Raw genomic sequence first — 25,973 nt, forward strand, 5'->3', positions numbered from 1 at the left:
CCCCCCACGATGTGGTTCGAGCGGCTGCGTGTGGGATCCGTGGAGATCGCACGCAAAGGACGGCATGAAAGCTGGCGCAAGGCCAGATGGTCCGTCAACTGCCGGATGGAACCGCGAAGTCCGATTTGACGGCGGCCGGACCCATTTGACGTGGGTGTGATGTTGATCACAATGGCGATGAGTCGATATTCCCCTCGACGGCCACTGGGTCAGGCCCTACTCTCCGCCAGAGTCCTTTGTCCGTACCCGGATTGAGGGTGCGGCGAGCTGTGGGGGGTGGCAATGGCTGGTCGTGGAGCCGGTTTGGCCAGGTTTGTCGGGAGGGGGGATCCGCCTTCAGGGTTGTGGGGATCCCGTAGAGCTCTGGTGAGTTCGCTGGTGTTGCTGGGCGCGCTGATCGCACCTGTCGCACCGGCGTTGGCGGCCCCGCCGACCGCGGGCGACAAGGACCGGATCTGGTCGCCGCCCCATACGCCGTTGCCGAAGACGGCGTCGGTGCCGGGTTCGGCGGAGAAGCCGAAGTCGGCCGAGCCGGTGACCGGCTCGCCGAACTGGGTGCCGCCGAAGGCGCTGCCCCGGGTGCCGAGCGGTTCCGCCGTGGTGGAGCTGGATGCGGCGCCTGCGGCGGGTGCGAAGTCCGCCCGCGGTGACGCGGCCGGGTCACAGGTGCGGGAGCCGGCCGCGGGCGCGTCGAAGAAGGCGGGCGAACTACCGGTGTGGCTGGCGCCGTTGGCGCCGGAGGCCGACGGTGCCCCGGGTGCGCGGGTGCCCGTACGGGTGCAGGTGGCGGACGGTAAGGCCGCTGATGCGGCCGGTGTGCAGGGTGCGCTGTTCTCGCTCGGCGCGGACCTGGGGCGGGAGGGGCGGGCCGAGCCCGGGAAGGTCCGGGTCGGCCTGGATCTGGGTGCTGTCGGGTTCGGCGGTGACTTCGCGGAGCGCGCGCGACTGGTGTCGCTGCCGGGCTGTGCGCTGACGACGCCGGAGGTCGCGGGCTGCCTGGTGCGGACGCCGGTCGCGTCGCACTACGACGCGGAGGCGAAGCGGCTGGTCGCGGACGTGGAGCTGCGGGCGGACGGCGGCGGTTCGGCGGACGGTGCCGGTTCGGCAAACGGGGCGCAGCCGGAGGCGAAGTCCGCCGAGGCGGCAGTGGGTTCGCTGGTGCTGGCCACGGAGGGCACTCCGTCGAGCGGGACCGGCACCTACAGTGCCACGTCATTGTCGCCGAGTCAGTCGTGGACGGCGGGCGGCTCCTCGGGGGCGTTCACGTACAGCTATCCGATCGTCTCGCCGCCCACGCTCGGCGGTGCCGTGCCGCAGGTGGCGCTCGGCTACGATTCCTCCTCCGTGGACGGGAAGACCGCGTCGACGAATTCCCAGGCGTCCTGGATCGGTGACGGCTGGGAGTTGAACACGGGCTTCGTGGAGCGCTCGTACAAGCCGTGCGACAAGGCGGGCATCGCGAATTCGGGTGACCAGTGCTGGGGCGGGGCGAATCTGACGCTTTCGCTGGGCGGGCACTCGGGTGAACTGGTGCCGCACGACGCTTCGTGTGTGGGCGGGGACGCGTCGTTCGAGCAGTCGAAGTGCACCTGGCGGCTGAAGAACGACGACGGCACGAAGGTCGAGTTCCTGACCGGCGCGGAGAACGGCACGTGGAACAAGGGTTACCTGAAGGTGACCGACACTTCGGGGACGGTCTTCTACTTCGGCCTCAACCACCTTCCCTCCGCGACCGGTACGCCGACCACCGTCGGTCCGGCGAGCGGTTCGGCGTGGACGGTGCCGGTGTACTCGCCGAACGCCGGGGATCCGTGCTACGACTCCTCCAAGGGGAAGGGTTCGTGGTGCCAGATGGCGTGGCGCTGGAACCTGGACTACGTGGTGGACGTGCACGGGAACCTGACGACGTACGCGTACACGCCCGAGACCAACCACTACGCGCGCGGTGGCGGCCAGAACCCGGGTGCCGGGGCCACCACGGAGTACACGCGCGGCGGTGTGCTGTCGTCGATCGGCTACGGGCAGCTGCTGTCGGACCAGTTGGCGGCGAACGGTGCGTACAGGCCGGCGTCGCGGATCGAGTTCGAGCCGGGTGAGCGGTGCGTGACGAGTGCGGCGGCCTGCGATCCCGCGCAGCGTACGTCGGCGAATGCCGCGAACTGGCCGGATGTGCCGTTGGACAAGCAGTGCGGTGCGAGCGGTACCTGCTCGAACGTGGCTCCGACGTACTGGTCGACGAAGTGGCTGAACAAGATCACGACGTCGATCCGCTCGGGTGCGTCGTACCGTCCGGTGGACGTCTACGAGTTGGCGCACGTGTTCAAGACCCCGCAGAACGCGGGGGAGAACCAGCCGATTCCGTGGCTTGAGTCGGTGAAGCGCTCCGGCAAGGACACCTTCGACGGCCAGGAGGAGAAGAGCCTGCCGAAGGTGACCTTCGCCAGCCTGATGCTGCCGAACCGGGTGGACGGGTTGCTGCCGGCGAGGCCGCGCTACAACCGGCCCCGCATCGAGGTGATCACCATCGAGACCGGTGGCACGATCAACGTCGACTACGTGAAGGAGTCCTGCTCGCGGACGGCGAACCGGATGCCGGCCTCGGCCGACAGCAACACACTGAGCTGCTTCCCCGTGAAGTGGTACGACACGGCTGTTCCGGGCCCGGTGGACGACTGGTTCCTGCACTACCCGGTGGCCTCGGTGACGGTGAACCCGAACAGCGGCCTCGTCGCGGGCTCCATCGCGAAGACGACGGCGTACTCGTACGGTCCGGCGGCCTGGCACCGGAACGACGGCGCCCTGGTGCAGTCGGACTTCCGGACCTGGGACCAGTTCCGGGGCTTCCAGTCGGTGACCGTGATCACGGGATCCGGTCAGGACGGTGTGAGGTCGAAGTCGTCGACCAGCTACCACCAGGGCATGGACGGCGACGTCAAGGCCAACAACACCGCCGTCGCGGCCACGGTCGCCGGTCCGAAGAGCGGGGCCAAGGCCGACCACGCCTGGCTCACCGGCCGACCGCTGGAGACCGACACCTACGCGGACGAGAACGCGTCCGAGCCGGACAGCTGGACGGTGAACACCAGTAGCGGCCCGGTCGACCGCGCTACCCATGTGCGCGGCAGCGGTCTGCCGGACCTGGTCGCCCGGTACGCGTCGACGACGACGACCAGTACGACCACGGCGAAGACGTCGAGCGGCACCCGGACCGCCTCGACCGTGAGCACCACCGACCCGGCCTACGGAAACCGGATCACCACCTCGCTCAGCACGGCGGACGGCACGCCGGACGTCTGCACCCGCACCTCGTACGCGGCCGGCGGCAATCCGCAGATGACCGCCCTGGTGTCCGAGGTCGTCACCGTGTCGGGCGCCGACGCCTGCGCCGCGACGCCGGCATCGGCCAACACCGTCAGCGGAGCGCGCACCCTGTACGACAGCACGGTGTTCGGCAGCGCCGGCGCGAAGGGCGAGCTGACCGGCGTCCAGGTCCTCGACCGGTTCGACGGCGCCGGTGCCGCGCAGTGGGTGACCACGGGCTCCAAGACCTATGACGGCTACGGGCGCGTGGTGAGCGACGTCGACACCACCGTCACCGACAGCGCGAACCCCGGCGGTGCCGTCACGACGACCGCTTACGGAGCCGCCGCCCCCGGAGAGCTGACGGCCGAGCTCGCCACCGCCACGCCTGCTCCGGCCGGGACGCCCGACGCCGGGGGCCGGCGCACCACGGTGGTGAAGCTGAACCCGGCGCGCGGTCTCCCGGTGGCGACGACCGACTCCAACTCCCGGACGGTGAACCAGGCCTACGACGGCCTCGGGCGGCTCACGGCGGTCTGGATGCCGGGGCGGTCGAAGGCCTCCAGTGCGAACCAGACCTTCGACTACTCGGTGCAGGGGACATCGGCGCCGTCCTCGCTCACCAGCAGGACGCTGCGGCCGAACGGTACGTACGCGCTGGTGACCCAGATCACCGACGGCCTGGGCCGGGTGGTGCAGTCGCAGAGCGAGCCCGCGGTCTCCGCCTACCACGGCCGTTTGATCACCGATACGTTCTACGACTCCCAGAGCCGGCCGAACCGCGTCTACAACGCGTACTACGAGGACACCTCCGGCCCGACGACGGTGCGCTGGCAGCCGAACGGGGCAAGCGTGCCGAGCCAGTCCTACACGGTCTTCGACGGCCTGGGCCGGTCCGTGAGCGCGCAGTCGATCGCCCTGGGGGTCCTCCAGTCGACGACGGCGACGGCGTACCCCGGCAACGACCGGGTGGACGTGACTCCGCCCAGCGGTGCCACGGCCACCAGCACGGTGACGGATGCGCGCGGCCGCATCGCGCAGCTGTGGCAGTACCGCACGCCGACGGCGACGGGCAACCCCGCCGACGCCGACGTGACGACGTACACCTACACACCGCTCGGCAAGGCGGCCTCGCGGGTGGACGCGGCGGGGAACACCTGGAGCTACGGCTACGACCAACGTGGCCGCCAGGTCCGGGTGGACGACCCGGACACGGGCTCGACCACGCAGGCGTACGACTTCGCGGGGCGGCTCATCGGCACCACGGACGCGCGCGGTCAGACGGTGGCGTCCACCTACGACCTGCTGGGCCGCAAGACCGGTACGTACAACGGCACGGTGACCGCGGCCAACCAGCTGACCGGGTTCACGTACGACACGGTGGCCAAGGGCCAGCTCGCGGTGTCCACCAGGTACGTGGGCGGTGCGTCGGGTGCCGCCTACTCCAAGGCCGTCACCGCGGTCGACGACGCCTACCGGCCGACCGCGACGACGGTGTCGATCCCGGGGAGCGAGGTCGGCCTGACGGGCCAGCTGACGTTCGCCTACTCGGCGGTCTACGACCCGGTCAGCGGCGCGCTGGTGTCGGAGGGGCGTGCGGCCGCCGGCGACCTGGCGGACGAGTACCTGACGTACAACTACGAGGTCAACGGACCGCTGCACGACATGGGCGGTGCGGGGATCACGTATCTGCGGCAGGCGGACTGGGACGCCTACGGGCGCAACATCCGTTCCACGGTGAACCCGTGGGGGACGCAGGTGGTGGCGACCAACACGTACGACGAGTCGACGGGCCGGCTGTTGTCGCAGTACGTGGACAAGCAGACGGCGACGACGGGGTCGGTCCAGAACACGACCTACGCCTACAACCAGGCCGGTCAGCTGACGGCGGTCCGCTCGATTCCGAACAACACTCCGTCGGCCACGGATCTGCAGTGCTTCACGTACGACTACCTGGGCCGTCTGACGACGGCGTGGAGCGACACCGGGCAGCTGAACCAGGCGACGCCGTCGATCGGCGGTCAGGGCGCGTGCGCCAACACGACGCCGACCAGTGGCGCGGTCGCGCCCCTGCTGTCCACCGTGGGCGGCAGTGCCGCCTACTGGCAGGAGTACGCGTACGACCTGACCGGCAACCGCACCGAGCTGGTCCACCACAACGTGAACGGGGACAGCTCGAAGGATCTGAAGGTCAAGCAGACCTTCCCGGCGGCGGGCAGCAGGAACACGCCGACGACCGCGGCCGGCACGGGCGGCGGCACCGGTGGCCCGCACGCGATGGCCACCAGCAAGTACACCTTCGGCACGGCGGGCAGCGCGGCGGGCTCCAACCAGTACGACGCGGCCGGTAACACCACGAAGATCGCCAACCCGGGTGGCAACAAGGAGCTGAAGGCCGGCTTCGTGTTGAAGTCCGGTGAGTCGGTGCGCTCCAACAGCACGCAGTTGGCGATGCAGACGGACGGGAACCTGGTCCTGACCTCACTGCGCAGCGACAGCGTGCTGTGGTCGTCGAACACGCAGGACCACCCGGGCTCGCGGGCGGTGATGCAGGACGACGGCAACTTCGTGGTCTACGACCCGCAGAACACCGTGCTCTGGTCGACGGGGACGGGCGTGGGTGCCGGAAGCGGCTACTTCGCCGTGGTCCAGGACGACGGCAAGTTCATGGTCTACGCGCCCGGCTGGCAGTCCAAGTGGGGCACCAGCACCTGGAACTGGGTCGACGCCGGCAACGGCGCCAGTCTGAACTGGGACGTGGAGGGCAAGCTAGCCTCGACCACCCAGAACACCCAGACCAGCAGCTACGTCTACGACGCCGACGGCAACCAGTTCGTGCGCCGGAACCCCGGCAAGGTCACCGTCAACCTCGGCGGCGGCGACGAACTCACCTACAACACGGGCAGCGGGCTGCGCACCGGTACCCGCTACTACGCGATCCCCGGAGGGATCACCCTCGTCCGCCAGGGCGCGACGAAGCTCACCTACCAGTTCGCGGACCACCACGGCACCAACGGCCTGTCGATCGACAGCGCGTCGCTGGCCGAGACCCGCCGGCCGACCGACCCGTTCGGCCTCACCCGCGGCACCGAGTCGACCACCACCCGGTGGGCGGGCGACAAGGGGTACGTCGGCGGGCTCAAGGACGAAGCGACCGGCTTCACCAACCTCGGCGCCCGCCAGTACCAGCCGAGCACCGGCCGCTTCCTCAGTGCGGACCCGATCCTCGTGGCCGAGGATCCGCAGCAGTGGAACGGTTACGCGTATTCGCACAACAACCCGACCAACCGAAGCGACCCCACGGGTCTCTACGATCCGGACGAGCGTGAATTCTGCACGCACAACAAGGATCAATGCACCAACGGTCGGATTCAGCGCGGGGCGGCGCTCACCTACGGCCAGACCGACGGTATGGACGCCTACTTCGACGAGAACGGAGTTCCGCACATCGTTGCGGAGGACGGCGATTCCGACGAGACCCGCGCGGCTCTGAAGGTGGTGAACAAGGATCTGGAGAAGGCCGGACTTCTCTATGACAAGAAGACCGGAAACGGCGAGAAGTACTTCTATCAGAACGACACTGCGGCGCCGAAGCACGGAGTCGCCAAGGGGGTCGTGAAGAACGCCGCCGGAACCCATGTCGTTGCCGGAACCACCGCCGACCTGATCAAGGTGGTGTGGAAGGACGGAAAGATCGTCTCCGTGACCACCTATGACGTGACAACCGCAACCGTGACCAGTGGGACGAAGGAGATCGTCAAGACGATCGACAAGAAGATGTCCTTGACCGGGAAGTACCAGACGCAGAATGTGATCTTCGTGGCCCAGGGCAAGGAGCAGGCGGGAACCATCGGGGTCCACTACGGGCAGGCGGATTCGAAGGTCCGGGTCATCATGGCGGACGGAAGCGAGGACAGCCAGCCGGCCTGGATCCGTGCCGCGATGGCCAAGCCTTCCTCCGGCGGGAAGTCGGGGCCGCGGGGAACCGCCGACGAGGAGAGGGGCGGCGGCGGCCGTCGCTCGTCGGGAGGCTACGGCGGGAAGGCGTTCACCGGATTGGGCATCATCGGAGACCTGGGCACGATCTGGGGCGCTGCGAACGAGTGGGTCGCCGGGTGCGGGCCCAACCTGGGAATCCCGTGTGAGAGGCCGATAGCCTAGTCGCGGTTCGAGGTCCGGAGCATGTGGCTGACGTCCCTGACGTCAGCCACATGCCCGATCCGCAGCGGAACCTCGAACGGGGCCGGTGGGTGAAAGGCGTCCTCCGGCGCTACCGGTCGGCGGCTGCGTCCTGTCGTTTCAGCACCCCGGTGACGCTGGACTTGAAAGGGAAGCGCTCCGTCCGGGGCAGCGCAACCTCGACCAGCTTTCCGTCGTACAGCATCCAGAGGCCGAAGCAGTCGTCCTCCTCGTCCCGTATGAGGACCTGGACCGAAAAGGGGTCGGGCCACTCAAGTGATTCCAGGTCGGGGATGAGGCCGGCCCAGGTCGCCCGCTGGAACTGAATGACCCAGGTGAAACACGAATCCGCCCCCCCTTCCCCGTCCTCGAAGAAACCCTCGTCGATACGGGTGAAGCGATTGGGCCAGCTGCGCGAATTGTCGGGGATCGTCAGGGGCGCCATGACTTCTTCGGCATCCCGTGCGATGACGATGACCTCAGCGAATCTGCTCATTGGGTCATTATGGGGTACGGGCCGCCGGCCCGGGCGGCATCGTCCAGAGGCCCGTCCGGATGGATCGACCACGTGCCGGCGGGGGCGGTCAGAGCTGCGGTGGCTCCTCGTCGTCGGCTTCGTCGGCCTCACCGGCGGGATCGTCGGGAGACCAGCGGAGCGTCACGTCGAAGTGGACGCCGGCGGAGCCGCCCGCCAGGATCACGCCGACGCTGCCGTCCAGTTTGACGCCGAACCTGACCTCGATCTCGTCGGGTCGGCGCGGCAGGGCGCTGAACGCCTCGATCACGTCGGACGCCGTGTTGACCACGGTGTGCAGCGAGTCCCGCACCGTGGCGCCCGCTCGCTCCAGGCCTCCCCGGCCGGCGGGCGCGACTCCCGTGCCGGTGTCCTCGCTCTCGACCACCAGCGTCCCGCCGGACGCCAGGGTGAATTCGGTACGTGTGGTCACTGGGCCTCCTGGCCTGCGGGTCGGGACGGTGTGCAGACGGAGCTCTGCAGCGGCTTCGGACGAGCGTCGGCCTGGACCCTGTCCAGCCCGGCGAGGATCTTCGGCAGTTGGGACGGGTCGTTCAGATAGTCGAGCACCGCGCGGTTGAACGCGGCCGCCATGGTGCTGGGCATGCTGTCCGAGGCGTCGAAGCACAGGATGGCGGGCGAGGCCAGCAGCTGGTTGATCCGGCGGGCGACGCTGCCGGTGGTGTCACGGGACGCGATCTCCTGGGTGACGGTGCGGCTGGCGGAGAACGCCGCCTCCGGCTGCCGGCCCGGCCAGATCCGTTGGGCCTTCGGGCCGGCGAGGAAGGCCATGAACTTCTCCGCCTCGAGCGAATCGCGGAACATCGCGACGAGATCTCCCGACACCTCGTACGCAGGCGTTCGCGCGGGCTGGAACTCGGGGAACGGGACGAAGTCGTAGTCGGTTCCCGGGACGGACTCGGTCGGCGCCTCGGGGTCCGGGGTGACGAGGGCGCCGTGCCCGAGGTAGCAGCCCGGCGGTGCGGTGAAGAGCGGATAGGCCCCCTCGCCGTAGCTGGTCAGGAGTGCGGTCAGCGGGCCGCCGTGGATCGCGCCCTGCGCGGTGACGGTCCGGCCCCATGTCTGCCAGGCCGCACTGACCTCCGGCGATGTCCATGTGAGCTTGCCGTCGACCCAGGCCGAGTAGGTGTCGGCACCCGACTGGTGCAGCAGGACGTCCTCGATCCAGTCGGTGCCCGGCCACCCCGAGTTGGGCGGGTCGGCCAGGGCCAGGCACCAGGGCGTGCCGCCCCCCTGGGTGATCGACTGGCCGAGGCCGACCAAGCCGGACCAGCTGTCGGGCGGCCGGGTGGGGAGTCGCCGGGGGGCGTACCAGATGAGGCTCTTGACGGAGGCCTTGACCACGATGGCGTACAGAGCGCTCCTGGCCTCCCCGTTCTTGGCCTCGCCGGTCCCGGCCTCCCTGGTCTCGGCCTCCCCGAGCCGGTACCAGGGGTCGTAGTCGGACTTCAGGAGATCGACGAGATCGTTGCCGAGTTCGCCGTCCTGGAACCGGTCCAGCCGGACCAGGTCGCCCTGTTGCGCGTAGGAGCGCAGCGCCCCGGGGTTCGGCAGGACGGCCAGGTCCGGCTTCTCGCCCTTCTGCACGCCGGTCCGCAGCACCTGGTCGAGCGCCCGGGTGGGGGAGACCCGGACGTTGATGTCGTGATGGTCGGCCTCGAAGGCCTCGATCACTGCTTGGAAGGAGTCCTTCTCGGCACCGGAGGTCCAGGGTGTCAGGATGCGCAGGACGTGCCGGTCGGACGAGCCGCCGACGCAGGCGGCGGACGCCGCCAGCAGGGTGAGGACCAGCAGGAGCCGCAGCGCGGCCCGGCGCTTCTGCCGCATCATCGGCCTCCGAACCGGTACTCGCCGATGCGCCGGTGCAGCGCGAACACGGCCGCCACGGCCGCCGCCAGGGGCAGCGCCACGACGATCACCTGGCGTAGGGGGAAGTCGGCGTCCACCTTGGTGACATCGTCCGTGAAGGCCACTTCGGCCTGGGCCTGTTGGCGACCTTCCTGCTCCGTCTCGACGGTCGCGGGCTCGGACGCCGGCGGTGTCAGGTGGGTCCCGCAGGGCCTGGTGGTGGTCGGGCAGGCCGGTGCGACGAGGGCGAACAGACCTGCTTCGGCTTCGGCGGCGGACCGGCCGGCCTGCTGCTGTGCCAGGGTGACGGCTTCGACGAACGGGCCGTCCAGGGCCGAGCGCAGGCGTCCGTCCGAGCCGTGGAGCGACTGACCGCACCACAGCGCCGTCGCGGTGAGGGCGAGCACGGCGGCCGCCAACCAGGGGCTCACCCGGCGCCGGAACCGGCGGCGCAGCACGAGCTGCGTCCAGGCGAACAGCGCCAGCACCAGCGCGAACGGCACCAGGAACAGCAGGTCCGCGGCGCCCGCCAACCACACCGAGTCGCGCCGGTCGGTCAGGGCCGCCTTCTCCTCCTGCCGCAGCCGGTCCAGCCTGCCCGAGATCTCCTGGTACTCCAGACCGGCGTACCACAGGGCCGGCAGGGCGTGGGCGAGCTCGCCGGTCTGCTGGTAGTCGGCGGCGGCCTGCTCGATCTCGGCGTTGTAGTCGACGACGAGCCCCTCGATGACCTGCAGATCACCGGCGGCCGCCGGGCCCGCCGCGTTGTACCCGGCCAGTTCCGCCAGGTTCTGGTTGATCGCGGCGATGTCGTTCCGGTACCGGTCGCCGAGTCCGCCGAGGAGTACGGTGCCCTGCCGGAAGCCGTGCACCGCCATGCGTTGGGCGTCCACCAGCGCGGCGTACGCGGCCTCGGCCCGGAGTACCGCGGGGGCGGCCCGCTCGCCGGCCGCTTCGGCTCCGGCGTGTGCCTGGCTGGACACCACCACGCACAGCGCACCGGTCAGCAGGCTGCCCGCCACCAGGGCCGCGCGCAGCCGGCGCAGGGTGCGCGCGGTCGTGGAGGGTGTCGCCGGTTCCTCCGCCACCGGTTCGGCCGCCACCGCGGCGGGGGCGGTCATCTGTCCATCACCGGTGAGCCGTCGGTGAATTCGTGGTCGCACGCGGGGTTCTCGCAGTACCGCGCGCCGGCCACCGCCACCCGGCCGCACCTCGGGCAGGCGGACCCCGGGGCCGGCGGGCGCCCGGGCGCGTGGTCGGCGCGCGGCCCCGGATGCCGCGAGGGACCGTACGAGCTGCTGGTGGACGTGCCCATCATGGCCTGCAGGACGTAGTCCGGATCCAGCCCCGGCCGCAGGCTGACCACGCCGCGGGCGGCGTCCTCGACCTGGACGACCTTGCCCAGGCGCCGGAGCGCGTCCTCGTTGCGCAGTTCGGTGGCCAGCGCCACGGCCCGGCCCCAGGCCTCGCGCGCCCCGTGGTGGTCCCCCCGGCGGAACAGCGTCCCGCCCTGCCATCTGATCGCGTACAGCTCCTTCTCCCGCTCGTGGCGGCGCCAGTCGGTCCCGAGAACGGTCTCCTGGGCCGGATGGTCGACCCAGCGCACGCCGACCACCTCCACCGGGCTGACGGGCGCGGCCAGTTCGGTGCCGATCGCGCCGGTGACGACCTCGATGGAGGCCAGGGTCTCCGGGGCGGCGCTGACCGCCCGGTCGCCGGTCACGGCGAAGGTCGCGACGTACTGGCGTGCCTCGCTGCTCCAGGGGCCGGTCGGGTAGTCGGCCGCCGCTGTTCCGGCCACCGGCAGGCGGTGGCCGAGCAGATCGGCGAGAGCGGGGTGGGCCTGTTCGAGGGCCGAGAGCGACACGCCCGGTGCGCAGCGCACCCGCAGGGCCAGGTCGGACAGCGTGCGGCCCATGGCGGTGCGGATCAGCGCGCGGAACTCGGGTGCCAGGTCGGCCAGGTCCGGCACCGCGTCCGCGGTGCCCTGGAGTTCCTCGGCGATCCGTCTCAGCTCGGCGGGCTCCCAGTCCGCGCCGATGCCGCGGGCGTCGCAGGTGAACACGGAACGGCAGTCGGCGAGCACGGTCTCCATCGACCGGGTCGACCGGTTCTGGTGCTCGTTGCGTCCGTCGGTGAGCAGGAGCACGTGGCAGATCAGATCGCGGTGCGGTTCGAACAGTTCACGGGCCTTGTCGAGCCAGGTGCCGATGACCGTGCCCTGGGCGCCGGGGGCGATCCGGCCGACAGCCTGTTTCGCCTCCGCGCGGGTAGCGGTGCTCGCCGGGGCGAGGAAGGACTCCCGCGGGTAGACCATGGTTGCCTGGTGGGTGCCGGCGACCACCGCGAAGCGGGTTCCCTCGCGGAGGGTGTCGATGGCGGCGCAACTCGCCTCCTTGGCCCGTTGGAGCTTGGTGCGCGGATCGCTCATCGACCCCGACTGGTCCAGCAGGATGACCTCGGCGAACCGCGCGTCGCCCGGCGGGCGCGCCGGCCGGGCGGCCGCGGTGCTCGCGGTCACGCTGAGGTAGACGTGCACCTCGCGTTCGCCCAGGGAGCGGTACCGGTCGTAGTTGGCCTCCAGGGTGACTGCCGGTGCTTCGCTCATGTGCCAATTCCTCTTCGGTAGGGGGAGATTGACGATCGGTCGAAGTCCTGCGGATCACAGCGTGGTGAGCGGCCGTACGGCGTTGGCCAGATCGACGAGCACGGTCTGGAGCCTCTTGTCCGCCTTCCGGGCGAACTCCCGGTACTCCTGCTCCAGGCTCGACCGGAGCTCGCGCTCGGTGGCTTCGCCGTCGGACGCGGCCCGGCCCGATGGCGAGCTGCGCCGGCGGTCGAGCCTGGCCTCCAGGATCAGGGCGGCGAGCCGGCGCCGCTCGGCCTCGTCCAGCGGCAGCGTGGCCAGCACCTGTTCGGCCTCGGCGAGGTCCGAGCCGTCGGGCACGACCTCGGGGCCCGCGTCGAGCCGGCCGGTGTGGATCCGCAGCGCGGCGATCCGCGCCGCCCGGTGGTGGGGTGAGGTGTCGGGAATCTGGCGCAACGCCGAGATCGCGCCGGCCCGGTCGCCGCGGCGCAGCCTCGTCCGGGCGTGGCCGAAGGCGGCGCTCTCGTGCCAGCCGTCGGTCCGCCACACCGACAGGTAGGCCGCCGCCGCGGCGTCGAGTTCCCCGTCGGTCGCGGCCCGGTACTCGGCGCACAGGGCCAGCGCGAGCCGAGGGGCGAGCTCGCCCGGAAGCATCTGGCGGCAGGAGGTGAACATCTTCTCCGCACCGCCGAACTGCTGCTCGGCCAGGGCCATCAGCCCCTCGTGCCAGTTGAGTCGCCAGCCGGGCCGCAACAGATCCCGCGCCCGGTCCAGCGCGGCGCGTGCCGCCGCGGTGTCGGCGAGCCGCAGGTGGAGTCGGCAGCGCAGCAACTCGACCTCGGGCGAGGAGGTGCGGGCGGAGGCCGGGGCGGGATCGGCGTAGGAGGCGAGCTGGGAGAGGGCGACCGCCGGGTCGGCGCTGACCGACGCCCTGAGGAACCCGGCGGCGGAATCGCGGGCATCGACCAGCGGCTCGGGCAGCCCGGCGGCGGCCATGGTCGGTGAGGGCGGGGCGGCGGTGAGCGGACGGCAGCTGCCTTCGGCCGCCGCCCGCAGCGCCGCGGTGCTCGTCCACCGGTCGAGCGGGGGTACCGCCCCGAGTCCGGGGTCGATCGGGGTGGTGGAGCGGGCGAAGAGCAGCGACGGCGCGGTGTACTGGGTGCTGTCGCGGTCGGAGACCAACTCGCGGATCACGCCGCTCAGTTGGCCTGCCATCTCGGCTGCCGAGGCGAAGCGCAGCTGCGGATCGGCATGGGTTGCGCGATCGATGAGCCGGCGCAGCGAGGTGAAACGGGCACTGTCGGGGTCGGTGGTGTACCAGCGGAAGAGCGACTCCAGGGTCCGGCCCACCGTGTGCAGGTCGGTGGCGACGGTGGGACCGGTGACCGTCAGCTCCGGGGCCATGTAGTCCTCCGAGTACGCCCCGATGCCCGGTCTCCCGGCCTCGCGCACCGCGCCGAGGTCGATCAGCTTGATCCGGGAGCCGTACACCATCAGGTTGCTCGGCTTCAGGTCGCAGAACAGGTACCCGCTGTCGTGGAGGTGCTGGAGCGCCCGGAGCGCGCGCAGGACGTAGCCGATGACCTGCTCGGTCTCCAGCAGGCCGAACAGTTCCGGGCGCTCCAGGGAGTAGCCGGGCACGTACTCCATCACGAGGTAGCCGTGGTAGCCGTGCCGGGACCCGCCCGTCGGCTCGTGCGTCACGAAGTCGTAGATGTCGACGATGTCGTCGTGCCTGAGCTCGATCAGGAACCGCTTCTCCTCGGCGGCCTCCTCGACCCGGGTGGGGTCCTCCGCGTCGATCAGGCCCTTGAGCGCCACCGGACGGTTGTTCAGGCGCTCGTCGTGGGCGAGGTAGACCCAGCCGAAGCCGCCGTGCCCGATGCAGCCCTCGACCCGGTAGCGGTCCGACAGCAGGTCGCCCCGGCCGAGCTTCGGCACGAACGAGTAGGCCGTTCCGTCGTACGGGCAGCGCCCCTCCAGCAGGCTCGGCTGACCGTCGAGACCCGTGCCCACAGGGCGGCGGCAGGCGGGATCGGGGCAGAGCCTGCGCTCCTCCGGGATGCGTGGATCGGATCTGACCGCCTGGTCCGGCTCCGGTCCGGCGATCGTCGGCAGGGTGACGAGGCCAAGTCCCCACCAGGGGTCGTCGCCGGACGGGCGCGGCGCCGCTACGGGCTCCGCGAGGCGCGCGGACGACGGCGTGCCGCGGTTGGCGCGCACCGGCGCGGGCTGTCCCCGCGCCGGCGCTCCCGGGGCCGGCACTCCCGGCACCGGCCGCCGGTCGCCGCCCGCCGGTGCGGCCGCCGGCGGCGGAAGCAGACAGCGCCGGCAGTAGCCGGTCGCATCGAGTTCGCCACCGCAGCCAGGACGGTTGCACGGGTTCACGCCCGCCTCCTGTCGACCTCGCGCCGAACGGCCCGGTGGTACTCCTCGACCCGGCGCTCGGCGAGCGGCAGGTCGCACCCGCCGCTGTAGAGCAGCCGCCGGGCCGCTTCGTAGGAGTCGCCCAGTTCCTCGATCAGGCCGCGCGCCGCGGCCTCCGAGCGGTACGCGTCCAGCCGTCCCCGGGCCCGGTCGCGCCGGGCGAGCAGGGCCGTGCACTCGGCGTTCAGTCGCAGGGCCCGCGCCAGCGCCCGGGAGGCCGCCTCCTCGCAGGTGCCGAGTTCCTCCAGCAGCCATCCCCGGCCGGTGGACCCGGCGGCGGTCGAGCCGGTGTCGCGCAGCACCCGCAGGCGGACCGCGAGCGCGGCCGCGGCGGCGACCTGCGGCGGCGGCGTGCCGAGGATCCGCGGCGCGGCGCGGTCACGGCACACCCGGGCATCGCGCTCGGCCGCCGCGACCTCCTCGACCAGCCGGTCGAGCCGCCCGAGTCGGTCGCCGAACCGCGGGTCCTCGCCGTGCCGGCCGTTCGGTGGGGCGAGTGCGGCGGACTGCCCGAGGCTCGCCGCGACCGCGCTGCGGACGTAGCGCGGAGGGTCGCCGTGGTAGGCGAGCAGCAGGCGCACGTCGATGCTCGGCGCCCGCGCGGCGATCGGTTCGAGCAGCCGGTAGTACAGTTCGCCGGGATCGGCCGCCCGGTCGACCGCGTTCACCACGACGATGATCGGCGATCCCAACTCCTCCAACTGGTGGGGGAGATCATCGGTGACGCGGTCGGTCAGCAGGCTCAGGCTCTCCGCCAGCTGCTGGGCGACCTGCTCCGTCGTCCGCCCGGTCGCGTCGACGGCGGCGTCCACCTGGCCCAGCTGCGGGACGGTGCCGGGCGGGGCGCCGCTGACGGCCTCGTCGGGGGCCGCCCGACGGTAGCCCGGCACCGTCAGGCCCACCAGGCGGGACGTCAGCGCGACCGCGCCGCCACCGCCGATCGCACAGACCCCGCCCGGCCCGCCGGACGCCAGCCAGCCGATCAGGTGCCGGGTCAGCGCGAGCCGCACCGGGTCGTCCAGGACCTCCGGGACCTGCGGCGACGGCCAGTCACCCGGTGGTTCCCGCGAGGTCCGGTTCGTCAGATGCCCGTCGAGCACCGCGCTCGCGTACCTGTACAGCGTCCGGACCGCGATCATCCAGCTGCTCTCGGCGAGCGGTGCCCGGACAACCGCGACCACGCCGAGGATCTCACCGCCCTCGGCGAGTGCCGCCGCACCGCTGAACCCGCGGCCGACGCGCTGCTCCAGGACCGCGTCGAGCTGCACCCGCTCCCCGGTGAAGTCGTACGAGGCGATCTTCGCGGTCACCTGCTGGCCGTTGTCGGTGCCCGCCGGAAAGCCGAAGATCCGCACGATCTCGTCGTGCTGCCAGGTCCGCCGGATCCTCGCGCGCGGCGCGCCCGGCACCACCGACCGCAGGGCGAGGACCGCCACATCCCCGCGCTGGCCCGGGAGTGCCGGCTGCCAGCAGCTCTCGACGACGGTCGCCGGGTAGGCGTCGTCGGGACGCCCGGCGATCCGGACCCGGACCTCGCGATCGGCTTCACGTCCGGCCTCGATGGCCTCCTCGACCACGTGCGCACACGTCAGCACGTACTCGCCGTCGAGCATCGTCCCGGCACCGTGCACGCGCCCCCGGGTGTCCTCGATGCGTGCCAGCCAAGGATCCTCCCGTCCCATGGCGGAAAAGATTACGCCAGAAAGGATCTGACAGATAGTCATTTTCCTTGATCGGATCGGGTGTTCGGTGTGTTCCCATTGCTGCCCGGCGTCAGGCCCGGTCCGTGCCGCCGCCGTCGGCAGCACGGCTGAAGCGGAGAGATCAGCTCGTGATCCGGTCACCCCCGCCGGTCAAGATCGGCGGGGGTGAGGTCTCCGGCTCATCCCATTCCGGGGCGTTCATTCAGCCGTGGTGGCGCCGGCGGCGGGTGAAGGCGATGGTGAGGCCGCCGAGGACCAGCAGGGTGGCGCTGACGGTGGCGGTGGTGAGCACGGTGGCGCCGGTGCTGCCGGCGGGGGTCGTGACGGTGACGTCGACCTTCCCGGCGGCGGCCCGGGAGCGGCCGACGGATCGCCGTGGGATCCGGGAGTCAGCGTGTGGAGGCGTGCAGCAGCGCCCCGGCGGCATAGGTGACCGCCATGGCCAGGGCGCCGCCGGCGACGTTGCGCAGGACGGCGGGTCGGACCGGGGCCGCGCCCAGGCGGGCGGAGCCCCAGCCGCACGCGGCGAGGGCGAGCAGGACGGCGGTGACCGTGATCGGGACGCGGGCATCGGCCGGCGGCAGGACGATGGCCAGCAGCGGCAGCAGCGCGCCGACGGTGAAGGCCGCCAGGCTCGCCGCGGCAGCGTTCCACGGGTTGACCAGTTCCTTCGGGTTGATGCCCAGTTCGGCCTCGGCGTGTGCGGCCAGCGGATCGTGCGCCGTCAGCTCCGTCGCGACCTGCCGCGCCAGGTGGGGCGACAGCCCCTTGCCGATGTAGAGGTCGGTCAGCTCGTCGAGCTCCGCCTGCGGCTCCGTGGCGAGCTCGCGCCGCTCCGTGGCGAGTGCGGCGCGTTCCGAGTCCCGCTGGGTGCTGACCGAGACGTACTCCCCGGCCGCCATCGACAGGGACCCGGCCAGCAACCCGGCCAGCCCGGCCGTCAGCAGTTCCTCCGCCGTGGCCCGCGCGCCCGCCACGCCCACCACGAGCCCGGCCGTCGACACCACCCCGTCGTTGGCGCCGAGCACCCCGGCGCGCAGCCAGTTCAACCGTCCGCTCAGGCCGCCCGCCTCGTGCGGCTCGCCGGCATGCGGTCCGGCCGCGGCGGAGTGCGGTTCTCGGTCGTCGTCACCAGGTCCCATCCCGCGGAGTATGGCAGCCGGTGGCCACGGGAAGCGGCGACGCACCGCGACGACGGATCGGGTGTCGGAACGTCCGCCGCCCGGTAGCGGTCGTGCCCGGCGGCGGACCCGCCCTCACCCGCTCTGACCGGATCGTTCCGCATCGCGGCCCGATGGGGTCTTCGCCCGGGCACCCCGTGGGGGTGAGGATCGGGGCATGACCAAAGCACTCCTCGTCATCGACGTCCAGGAATCCTTCCGCCGCCGCGAGAACTGGGCGGCCGTCTCCAACCCCGGGATCGTCGGGCAGGTCGCGCGGCTCGTCGAGCACGCCCGGGCCGAGGGCGACCTCGTCGTCTGGGTCCTGCACGCCGAGCCAGGCACCGGGACGGTGTTCGACCCCGCCCTCGGCCACGTCCGCCCGATGGAGGGGCTGGTGCCGGCGGAGGGCGAGCCCGTCGTCACCAAGACCTCGCACAACGCGTTCACCACCACCAATCTGCGCCAGCTGCTCACCCGGCGGGGGATCCGCGAGCTGGTGGTCAGCGGCATTCGCACCGAGCAGTGCTGCGAGACCACCACCCGGGTGGCGGCCGACCTCGGCTACGACGTCACGTTCGTGATCGACGCGACCGCCACCCATCCGATCGAGCACCGCGACGCGCCGGCCGGTCGCAGCCTCGACGAGATCCTCGCCGATCCGCGCACGCTCTCCACGGAGGAGGTCATCGCCCGTACCGAGTACGCTCTGGCCGGCCGCTTCGCCACCGTCACCACCGTGAAGGAGCTGACCGGATCGTGACCCGCGTCGTCTTCCTGCTGGTCCCGCAGGTGCACCTGCTGGACCTCGCCGGGCCCGCCCAGGTGTTCTCGACGGCGGCCGACCACGGGCTCGGGTACACGGTCGGGTACGTGGCCGAGCAGGAGGACGTCCCCACCGCGCAGGGGGTCGCGCTGCGCGCTTCCACCGAGTGGCCGCGGCTCACGCCGGAGGACCTGGTCGTGGTCCCCGGTTGGCGCTCGTCGACGCTGCGGGCGCACGGGGACCTCTCCCCGGCGACGCTGGAGCGGCTGGCCGCCCACCACGCGGCCGGCGGGACGGTCGCCAGCGTCTGCGCGGGCACGGACGCGCTCGGCCGGGCGGGGTTGCTGGACGGGCGGCGCTGCACCACGCACCACGACCTGCAGGACGAGCTGGCCCGGCGCTACCCGGGGACGGTCGTGGTGCGCGACGTGCTGTACGTGGTGGACGAGCGGGTGGTGACCTCGGCCGGCATCGCGAGCGGCATCGATCTGAGCCTGCATCTGGTCGCGGTCCGGCACGGGCCGGCGGCGGCCGCCCGGATCGCGCGGGAGATGGTCGTCTACGCGCGGCGCAACGGTGACGAGCGGCAGGTCAGCGTGATGCTCCGGCACCGCGCCCATCTGGTCGACGCCGTCCACCGGGTGCAGGACCTGATCGACGCCCGCTTCACCGCCCGGCTCAGCCTCGCCGACCTCGCCGGGGCGTCGGGCGTCAGCGAGCGCACCCTGACCCGCCACTTCACCGAGGCCACCGGCCTCACCCCGCTGCGCTACCAGCAGGAGCTGCGCGTCGAGCGGGCCGAGCACCTCATCGCGCACGGCGCCACCGCGGAGGCCGCCGCCCGCGCGGCCGGCTTCCAGGACGCCCGGATGCTCCGCCGCCTGCGGGCCCGCGCCGGGGCGGTCCGTGCCGGGGAGGGGCCGGCCGGGTTCGTCACCTCGACCGCCGGTCGGCGGACGTGATGGGACACGGGCGTCAGTACACGGCGGGCTGGACGGGCCGACCGGTGCGCCGGTGCGCGCCCAGGAGCTGCGCGCCCCCTCGGGTGAGCAGTCCGACGTCGGTGCCCACGGCGATGAACTGGCAGCCTGCCGCCCGGGCGGTCTCCGCGAGCTGTTCGCCGCCGGCCAGGGTCCCCACGGGTTTGCCCGCGCGGTGGGCGCGCTGGACGACGTGCCGGAAGGCCGCGAGAACGTCGGGGTGCGTCGGCTCGCCGAGACGGCCCATCGTCGCGGCGAGGTCGGACAGGCCGATGAAGACCGCGTCGATGCCGTCCACGGCCGTGATGTCGTCGATCGAGGCGACGGCTCGCGGGGATTCGATCTGCGCGATCACGAAGGTCCGGCTGTTCGCGGTCGAGAGGTAGTCCGGGTCCTGCCCCCAGAGTGATGCGCGTGCCAGTGCGCTGCCGACACCGCGTGTCCCCTCGGGCGGGTAGCGGGTGGCGGCGACCGCCGCCGCGGCCTGCTCCGGCCCGTCGACCATGGGCAGCAGGAGGGTGCGGGCACCGATGTCGAGGTAGCGCTTGACGGCCTCGGGGTGGGAGGTCGGCGGTCGTACCACGGGTGTGGCGGGTGTCGCGGCGATCGCCTGGAGTTGGGAGACGACGGTCCGGAGGGTGTTGGGCGCGTGCTCGGAGTCGATCAGCACCCAGTCGAATCCGATCGTCGCGCAGAGCTCGGCCGTGTACGGGTTGGCCAGGCCGAGCCACAGGCCGATCGACGGGGACTCCCGGCCGCCGTCGAGGAAGGGGTGCCGCTTCATGCGCCCGCCCCTCCGGTGAGGGTGCCGAACCGGCACGCGATCGCGCCCAGCGGCCCGTAGTCGACGTGGAAGGTGTCCCCGGGGCGGGCGAGGACCGGTCGTGTGAACGATCCCGACAGCACGACATGGCCGGGTTCGAGCACCACGCCCCGGGCCGCCAGCCGGTTCGCCAGCCAGGCGACACCGGCGGCCGGGTGGTTGAGCACCCCCGCGGCGACGCCGGTCTCCTCGATCACCGCGTTGCGGTAGCAGATGGCGCCGACCCACCGCAGGTCGAGCTCGGCCGGGCGCACCGGCCGTCCGCCCAGGACCACTCCGGCGTTGGCGGCGTTGTCGGAGATGGTGTCCAGCACCGTCCGGGGCCGACCGGTGTCCCGGTCCTGCTGTTCGATGCGCGCGTCGATGATCTCGAGCGCGGGCAGGACGTAGCGGGTGGCGTTGAGGACGTCCACGACGCCGCAGCCCGGGCCGGACAGCTCGGTGCCGAGGACGAACGCGAGCTCCACTTCGACGCGGGGGACGACGAAGGACTCGATGGGAAGGTTCGCGTCGTCGGCGAAGAACATCTCGTCGAGCAGGACCCCGAAGTCGGGTTCGGTGATGTTCGACGACATCTGCATGGCACGGGACGTCAGCCCGATCTTGTGGCCCCGGACGCGTTGTCCGGAGCCGGTCTTCATGGCCATCCAGGCCTGTTGGATGGCGTAGGCGTCGTCGATCGTCATCTGTGGATACGACAGCGACACCTGCCGGATCTGCTGACGGGTGATCTGCGCGGTTTCGAGTTGTTCGGCGACGTTCTGGATTTCGGCGGCGGTCAGCACTGCTACCCGTCTCCATTCGGCTCGTGGTGGTGGTCGGTGGGTCCCGGAGGAGTGGTTCGGCAGACTGACGGTCAGGCACCTAGACTGTTGAAATGCCTTTGCCACAGAACAGCGCCCCCAGGCGCCGCCGGCGGTTGGCGGCCACCCGTATCCAGCGGACGGCAGCGGAGGCGATGCGCCCGGTACTGCGCGTGATGTCGCGGTCCGAGCCGGAGCGCGACATCAGCGCGGCGGCCCTCGGCCTGACCATGCTCTGGCTGGCGGACGACGTGATCGCCACCGTGAACCGCAGGCTGGACCGGCTCGGCATCTCGGAGAACAAGCTCGACATCCTGATGATCTTCGCCGCGCAATCCGCCGAGGACGAGAAGTCGCAGGGAATGCGGCAGACGCCCAGCGGGATCTCCGACTACTTCGGGATCTCCAAGGCCAGCGCCACCGGGGTGATCGACTGGCTGGAGAAGCGCGGGCTCATCACCCGGACCCGTGAAGTCCGGGACCGGCGCAGCACGCCCATCGAGATCACGCCGACCGGTGAGGCGTTCGTCGCCGACGCGGTACCGGTCTTCGAGGACGCCTGCCGGGACCTGGTCGCGACGCTCAGCGACCGGGACCGCGAGGACCTGCAGCGGATCCTCGACAAGCTGTGGGTTCACCTCAAGGACTCCGAGTTCTGGTCGCCCGAGGGCGATTGAGTCCGGCGCCGGTCCTCGGCCTGGATCCGGGCGACCTGGAACGGTGCGGTGGTGGTCGTGTACCAGCCGCCGCCGTGCATCCGTCCCACCAGATTCATCCGACCCGCGTCGATGTGTCCGCGGTCCGGGTTGAGGACCACGCCGTCCGCGACATGGGCGTAGACGATCTCGCCGATGAGCAGATCGCGGTTCCGACCGAGCTGGACGCTGCGGGTGTAGGTGCATTCGAGTGCGACCGGGCTGCGGGCGATGCGCGGCGGGCCGACGGCATGCGACGGGATCGTCGCGAGGCCGGCCTCGGCGAGCTCGTCGACGTCCTCGTCGAATTCGGCGGCGGTGATGTTCATCGCCTCCAGCAGCTCCTCGCTGACCATGTTGATCACGAATTCGCCGGTCTCGACGATGTTGCGGGCGGAGTCCTTCGGACGTCCGTCGCGGGTGCCTATGCCGAGGACCACGACGGGCGGAGTGCCCGCCATCAGGTTGAACAAGGAGAAGGGCGCCGCGTTCAGCCGGCCGCTCGCGTCACGACTGGTGACCCAGGCGATCGGCCGAGGAACGATCAGCGAGGCCAACAGGTTGTAGCGCGGCTTGGCGGCCATGGCGGCGATGTCGAAGAGCACGGGGCGGTCCTCCTGGTGCGGCTGGCTCGGATGGGGGCTGTCTCCCGACGCCTCGGCCCCGACCGTGTCGGGAGACAGCCGGCGGACGTGTCGCGCGACGCGGCAGGTCAGTCGGAGGGGCCGGCCGGCGCGGGCCGCTGACTCCTGCGGCACCGGCACAGCCCGAGCTGGTGGATCTCCACGAGGTTGTTCGCGGGATCGCGCAGGAAGAGCTGCTTGAGGTTCGGCGAAGCGACGTTGTCGAGCGTGAAGTACTCCACGCCGAGGCGTTTGAGCTCCTCCTCGGCCTCGATGATGTCCTCGACCGCCAGCGCGACGTGGTTCTCCACGGGGTCCTTGCCCGGCCCCTTGCTGTACGGCGACGGTCCGTCGCTGCCCAGCAGGTGGATCTGCACATCGCTGGGGATGTCCAGGAAGTAGCCGTGGATGCCGGGAATGTGCCAGCGTCCGGCGTCCTGCGTCAGGTCGAGCACGTCGCGGTAGTAGTCACGCGCCGCATCGGCGGTCGCGGTGTCCATCCCCAGGCCGACATGGTGGAGCTCACGAATCTGAACAGCCATCCTCACCTCCGGAGTTCATGTAGTACGGCTCCCGTACCATCTGGTGAACGTACCATTGCGCGTGTCGGGTGGAGCTGTCAAGGCCGCCACGACGGTGCGCGCCCTCGCCCGCGCGCCCTCGCCCGCGCGCCCTCGGGCGGGGCCGGCCGTGGGGGCGGCGCGGTGCCGGTCGCGGCCCTCCGGGAGCGGCTGCGACCGGCACTCCTGAGGCGCGCCCTCCTAGCCGGCCCGGGTGGGCCGGCTTCCGGTGGCCAGCCGGTGGAGCAGTCCGACGGTCTGAGCCTCGTGGGACGCGAACACCCCGTGGTCGCTGTGCCAGGTGAGCGTGCGGGTCGCGCGGGCGGCGAATCGGCGTTGCAGGTCCGGGTGCATGGCGCGGTCCTCGGTGCAGACCACGTAGCTGCTGGGCCGCCGGTGCCAGGCGGCGCTGGTCGTCGGCTGATGGCCGGGGGCCATCAACTGGGGGACGAGCGCGGCGGTGTGGCGGGCGCGCTCCTCCTCGCCGAGTTGGGAGTGGAACAGCCCTCCCGCGGCCTTCGGGTCGATCGTCGTGGTTCCGGCGGGATCGCCGATCATGCTGGTCCGCAGGTCGGTGGGCGGCGCACTGGCGAGCAGGCCGAGGGCGGTCTCGCCGTGGTCGGGCATCATCGCGGCGAGGTACACGAGATGGCCGATCCTGTGCGGCGGAAGGCCGGTGATGACGGCGCCGCCGTAGGAATGCCCGCACACGACGGCGGGGCCGCCGGCGGCGAGCCGGTCCAGTGCGGCCTCGGCCGCGGCGATGTCGGCCGCCAGCGACCCGCGGTGCAGCTCGGCGACGGCCACGGTGACGCCACGGGCCCGCAGCCCGGCCGCGACGCCGTCCCACGCATGGCCGGTGTGCCATGCGCCGTGCACCAGCAGCACCCCTGGGGACGCGGCGGAGGGGGGTGGAAGGAACATGAGGGGCCTCTCGGTCTTCGATCGATCGGGGAACCCGTGGGAGCGGAACGCGGACGGCGCCCGCACGCGGGTGCCGCCGGCGCTGCCGTCGCCCTCACGGCCGTACGGCCATAGGAGTCACCGGTCGGTGAAGAGGATTCGGCCCTCGCGCGGTGCGCCGACGTCCGTACGGGCCGGGTCCGGGCGATCGGGGGCCGGACCCGCCGGACCCGCCGGACCGCCACGGCCGTGCCGCCCGCCGCCGCCCCGTCTCCGGGCGGTGGACCGGCGCTCGCGCATCCCCTCAAGACCCGCTGCGGCGAACCGCGTTGACCCTGCGGCGACCACGACGGCGGCGGGCCGGGCGACGGCGGCCGTAGAGGTGGTCCCCGGCGGCGCGCCCGTCCCGACGCGCGCGCTGATCGGGCCGTCCGCCGAGGGCGCTCAGATCTCCAGGTCGGCCTCGATCCTGGTGAGCTGGTGGCGGGCCATCGCGAGGTTGGCCCGGCCCTTGTCGAGCGCCAGGTAGAGGAACAGGCCCTTGCCGCTGTGGCTGGTGAGCGGGCGGATCAGGTGGTACTGGCTGCTGAGGGTGATGAGGATGTCCTCGATCCCGTCGCTGAGGCCCAGCATGTCCATGGTGCGCATCTTGGCCCGGACCACGTCGGTGTTCCCGGCGGCGGCCACGTTGAGGTCGAGGCCGCCGGGGCCGTCGAGGGTGGCGAGCGCCATGCCGCTGTTGTAGTCGACCAGGGCGGCGCCGATGGCGCCCTCGATCGCGGTCATGGCCTGCTTCAGCGCGCCTGCGGCGTCGGTCATCTCGGGGTCTCCAGTTCGTCGGACGGGAATCGGGGGGATTCGGTCGGGGGTCGGTGGGAAATCGTGGGACATCGGTGGTGCGGCCCGGAGTCGCTCAGGACTCCCGGGTCTCCACGGGCGGCACGGGGTCGTTCACGAGTGCCGCGATGCGCTGGGCGGAGCGGCGGGCCTCCAGGTGCAGGCGGCCGATGTTCGCCTCCGGGTGGGCGAGCAGGGTGAGCACGCAGCTGCCGCCGGCCGCGTAGGTGGCGACGTAGCCGTTCTCACCGCGGACCAGCGACTCCCGGAACTCGCCCTGGCCGGTGCTGTCGGCGAGCCGATGGGCCAGGCTGAGCGAGGCGGCGCTCATCGCCGCCAGGCCCGAGGGCTCGGTCCCGTGGGTGTCGTGGGCGACCAGCAGTCCGTCCACACTGGCCACCAGGCCGCCCGCGAGGTGCGGCAACCGGTGTCTGAGAGCGCGGAGTTCGGTCAGCAGTTCGGTCTCCAAGGCGATCAGTTGTCTCCTTCCGGCGCGCTGCTTGAGCGTCCGCCTCATGTCCGTGAGGGCGGGGTCGCGGGCGGAGCGTGGTTCAAAGTCGGGCCTCCAGAAGGGTTCGGACCCGGATCAGCAGCGTGATGTCCGGGGCGGCGAGGGTGGACGGGGGTGGCCCCGCGGCCGGGTCGGTCGGGTGGCCGCCGAGGACGGCGAGCGCCGCGCCCGGCACGCGGCGGTTCAGAGCGTCGGGTGTCCCCGGCGTCGTGGTCGGTGTGCCCGGCGTACCCGGTATGCCGGCCGCGCATCCGGTGTCGGGACCGGTCAGCAGGCCCGCGGAGGCGAGCCGGCGGACGTCCGCCGTGGTCGCGAACGCGGAGCGCCCGAGCAGCCGGGCCAGCTCCGCCGGGGTTCTCCGCCCGTCCGCATGGTCGAGCAGCTCGCACTGCCGCCCGGTCGGCGGACGCACCCGACGGGCATGGCGCCCCGGAGCGACGCCCGGCGGAACGGCACCGCGGCACAGCGGCGCGGTGTCGAACCGCGCCGAGGGCCAGATCCCGTCCAACAGGTGCCGCCGCCGCTCCGCCTCCCGGCGCAGCCGACGCACCCCCACCGACGCCACCGGGCCCAGCCAGTGCCGCACCCCCGGCTCGAAACCCCAGGAGGCCTCGACCGACGGGGAGTCGAACAGGAAGCAGGCGGCGTCGAACAGCGCACCGAGATGGCACAGCTCCAACTCGCCCCGGGTCAGCCACCCCTCCTCGACCAGGGCCTCGCCGACCCGCCCCCG

Annotated in this window: 19 protein-coding genes and 1 pseudogene; 4 read left to right on the top strand and 16 right to left on the bottom strand. The window is 71.9% G+C overall.

The features are described 5' to 3' along the window. Positions 1-366 precede the first annotated feature (366 nt). Positions 367-7,461, top strand: a complete 7,095-nt coding sequence (locus ACFVFS_RS20870; protein WP_380626081.1) for an RHS repeat-associated core domain-containing protein — start codon at positions 367-369, stop codon at positions 7,459-7,461. 109 nt (positions 7,462-7,570) lie between these two features. Here ACFVFS_RS20870 and ACFVFS_RS20875 read toward each other — a convergent pair whose 3' ends face one another. The 8 genes from ACFVFS_RS20875 to ACFVFS_RS20910 form a co-directional block, all read right to left on the bottom strand. Continuing rightward, positions 7,571-7,975: a hypothetical protein gene (locus ACFVFS_RS20875; protein WP_380626082.1), complete on the bottom strand. Its 405-nt coding sequence runs from the start codon at positions 7,973-7,975 to the stop codon at positions 7,571-7,573. An 88-nt stretch (positions 7,976-8,063) separates the two neighbouring features. Beyond that, positions 8,064-8,426 (bottom strand): CU044_2847 family protein, encoded by a 363-nt coding sequence (locus tag ACFVFS_RS20880; protein ID WP_380626083.1) that lies wholly within the window; start codon positions 8,424-8,426, stop codon positions 8,064-8,066. Next, a complete protein-coding gene (locus ACFVFS_RS20885) occupies positions 8,423-9,841 on the bottom strand; it encodes an ABC transporter substrate-binding protein (protein WP_380626084.1) in 1,419 nt (472 codons plus the stop codon). Before ACFVFS_RS20885 ends, ACFVFS_RS20880 begins: the two co-directional genes overlap by 4 nt. After that, positions 9,841-10,983 carry a hypothetical protein gene (locus ACFVFS_RS20890; RefSeq protein WP_380626085.1) on the bottom strand — a complete coding sequence of 381 codons (1,143 nt, stop codon included), beginning with the start codon at positions 10,981-10,983 and terminating at the stop codon, positions 9,841-9,843. Before ACFVFS_RS20890 ends, ACFVFS_RS20885 begins: the two co-directional genes overlap by 1 nt. Then, entirely contained in the window at positions 10,980-12,470 is a 1,491-nt protein-coding gene (locus ACFVFS_RS20895) for a VWA domain-containing protein (protein ID WP_380626086.1), read from the bottom strand. Before ACFVFS_RS20895 ends, ACFVFS_RS20890 begins: the two co-directional genes overlap by 4 nt. A gap of 54 nt (positions 12,471-12,524) precedes the next feature. Beyond that, entirely contained in the window at positions 12,525-14,915 is a 2,391-nt protein-coding gene (locus tag ACFVFS_RS20900; protein WP_380626087.1) for a tetratricopeptide repeat protein, read from the bottom strand. Next, positions 14,834-16,558: a trypsin-like peptidase domain-containing protein gene (locus ACFVFS_RS20905; RefSeq protein WP_380626088.1), complete on the bottom strand. Its 1,725-nt coding sequence runs from the start codon at positions 16,556-16,558 to the stop codon at positions 14,834-14,836. Before ACFVFS_RS20905 ends, ACFVFS_RS20900 begins: the two co-directional genes overlap by 82 nt. Positions 16,559-16,968: 410 nt before the next feature. Further along, positions 16,969-17,721: a VIT family protein gene (locus tag ACFVFS_RS20910; RefSeq protein WP_380626089.1), complete on the bottom strand. Its 753-nt coding sequence runs from the start codon at positions 17,719-17,721 to the stop codon at positions 16,969-16,971. Between the two features lie 196 nt (positions 17,722-17,917). Between ACFVFS_RS20910 and ACFVFS_RS20915 the strand changes: the two genes are divergently transcribed. Both ACFVFS_RS20915 and ACFVFS_RS20920 read left to right on the top strand, forming a co-directional pair. Next, positions 17,918-18,502 carry a cysteine hydrolase family protein gene (locus ACFVFS_RS20915; RefSeq protein WP_380626090.1) on the top strand — a complete coding sequence of 195 codons (585 nt, stop codon included), beginning with the start codon at positions 17,918-17,920 and terminating at the stop codon, positions 18,500-18,502. Then, positions 18,499-19,467 (top strand): GlxA family transcriptional regulator, encoded by a 969-nt coding sequence (locus ACFVFS_RS20920; protein ID WP_380626091.1) that lies wholly within the window; start codon positions 18,499-18,501, stop codon positions 19,465-19,467. Before ACFVFS_RS20915 ends, ACFVFS_RS20920 begins: the two co-directional genes overlap by 4 nt. Positions 19,468-19,480: 13 nt before the next feature. On the opposite strand, the gene ACFVFS_RS20925 is transcribed toward ACFVFS_RS20920, so the two are convergent. Further along, on the bottom strand, positions 19,481-20,269 hold the full coding sequence (locus tag ACFVFS_RS20925) for an HpcH/HpaI aldolase/citrate lyase family protein (protein ID WP_380626092.1): 789 nt from the start codon (positions 20,267-20,269) through the stop codon (positions 19,481-19,483). Beyond that, entirely contained in the window at positions 20,266-21,093 is an 828-nt protein-coding gene (gene hpaH, locus ACFVFS_RS20930; protein ID WP_380626093.1) for a 2-oxo-hept-4-ene-1,7-dioate hydratase, read from the bottom strand. Before hpaH ends, ACFVFS_RS20925 begins: the two co-directional genes overlap by 4 nt. 92 nt (positions 21,094-21,185) lie before the next feature. Here hpaH and ACFVFS_RS20935 point away from each other — a divergent pair, with 92 nt between their 5' ends. Then, complete coding sequence (locus tag ACFVFS_RS20935) at positions 21,186-21,788, top strand: MarR family winged helix-turn-helix transcriptional regulator (RefSeq protein WP_380626094.1); 603 nt, start codon at positions 21,186-21,188, stop codon at positions 21,786-21,788. Here ACFVFS_RS20935 and ACFVFS_RS20940 read toward each other — a convergent pair. From ACFVFS_RS20940 to ACFVFS_RS20965, 6 genes and pseudogenes are all read right to left on the bottom strand, one after another. Continuing rightward, positions 21,746-22,390 carry a flavin reductase family protein gene (locus ACFVFS_RS20940; protein WP_380626095.1) on the bottom strand — a complete coding sequence of 215 codons (645 nt, stop codon included), beginning with the start codon at positions 22,388-22,390 and terminating at the stop codon, positions 21,746-21,748. The genes ACFVFS_RS20935 and ACFVFS_RS20940 overlap by 43 nt on opposite strands. Before the next feature lie 128 nt (positions 22,391-22,518). Further along, positions 22,519-22,971, bottom strand: a complete 453-nt coding sequence (locus ACFVFS_RS20945; protein WP_380626096.1) for a VOC family protein — start codon at positions 22,969-22,971, stop codon at positions 22,519-22,521. Positions 22,972-23,190: 219 nt separating this feature from the next. Further along, entirely contained in the window at positions 23,191-23,913 is a 723-nt protein-coding gene (locus ACFVFS_RS20950; RefSeq protein ID WP_380626097.1) for an alpha/beta hydrolase, read from the bottom strand. Positions 23,914-24,336: 423 nt separating this feature from the next. After that, entirely contained in the window at positions 24,337-24,711 is a 375-nt protein-coding gene (locus ACFVFS_RS20955; protein ID WP_380626098.1) for a hypothetical protein, read from the bottom strand. Between the two features lie 94 nt (positions 24,712-24,805). Beyond that, positions 24,806-25,246, bottom strand: coding sequence for a roadblock/LC7 domain-containing protein (locus tag ACFVFS_RS20960; RefSeq protein WP_380626099.1), 441 nt, complete (start codon positions 25,244-25,246; stop codon positions 24,806-24,808). A 34-nt stretch (positions 25,247-25,280) separates the two neighbouring features. Then, positions 25,281-25,973: pseudogene (locus tag ACFVFS_RS20965) on the bottom strand (hypothetical protein); the annotation flags it as partial.

This window comes from Kitasatospora sp. NPDC057692 (assembly GCF_042799475.1).
In the GTDB taxonomy this organism is placed as follows: Bacteria; Actinomycetota; Actinomycetes; order Streptomycetales; family Streptomycetaceae; genus Kitasatospora.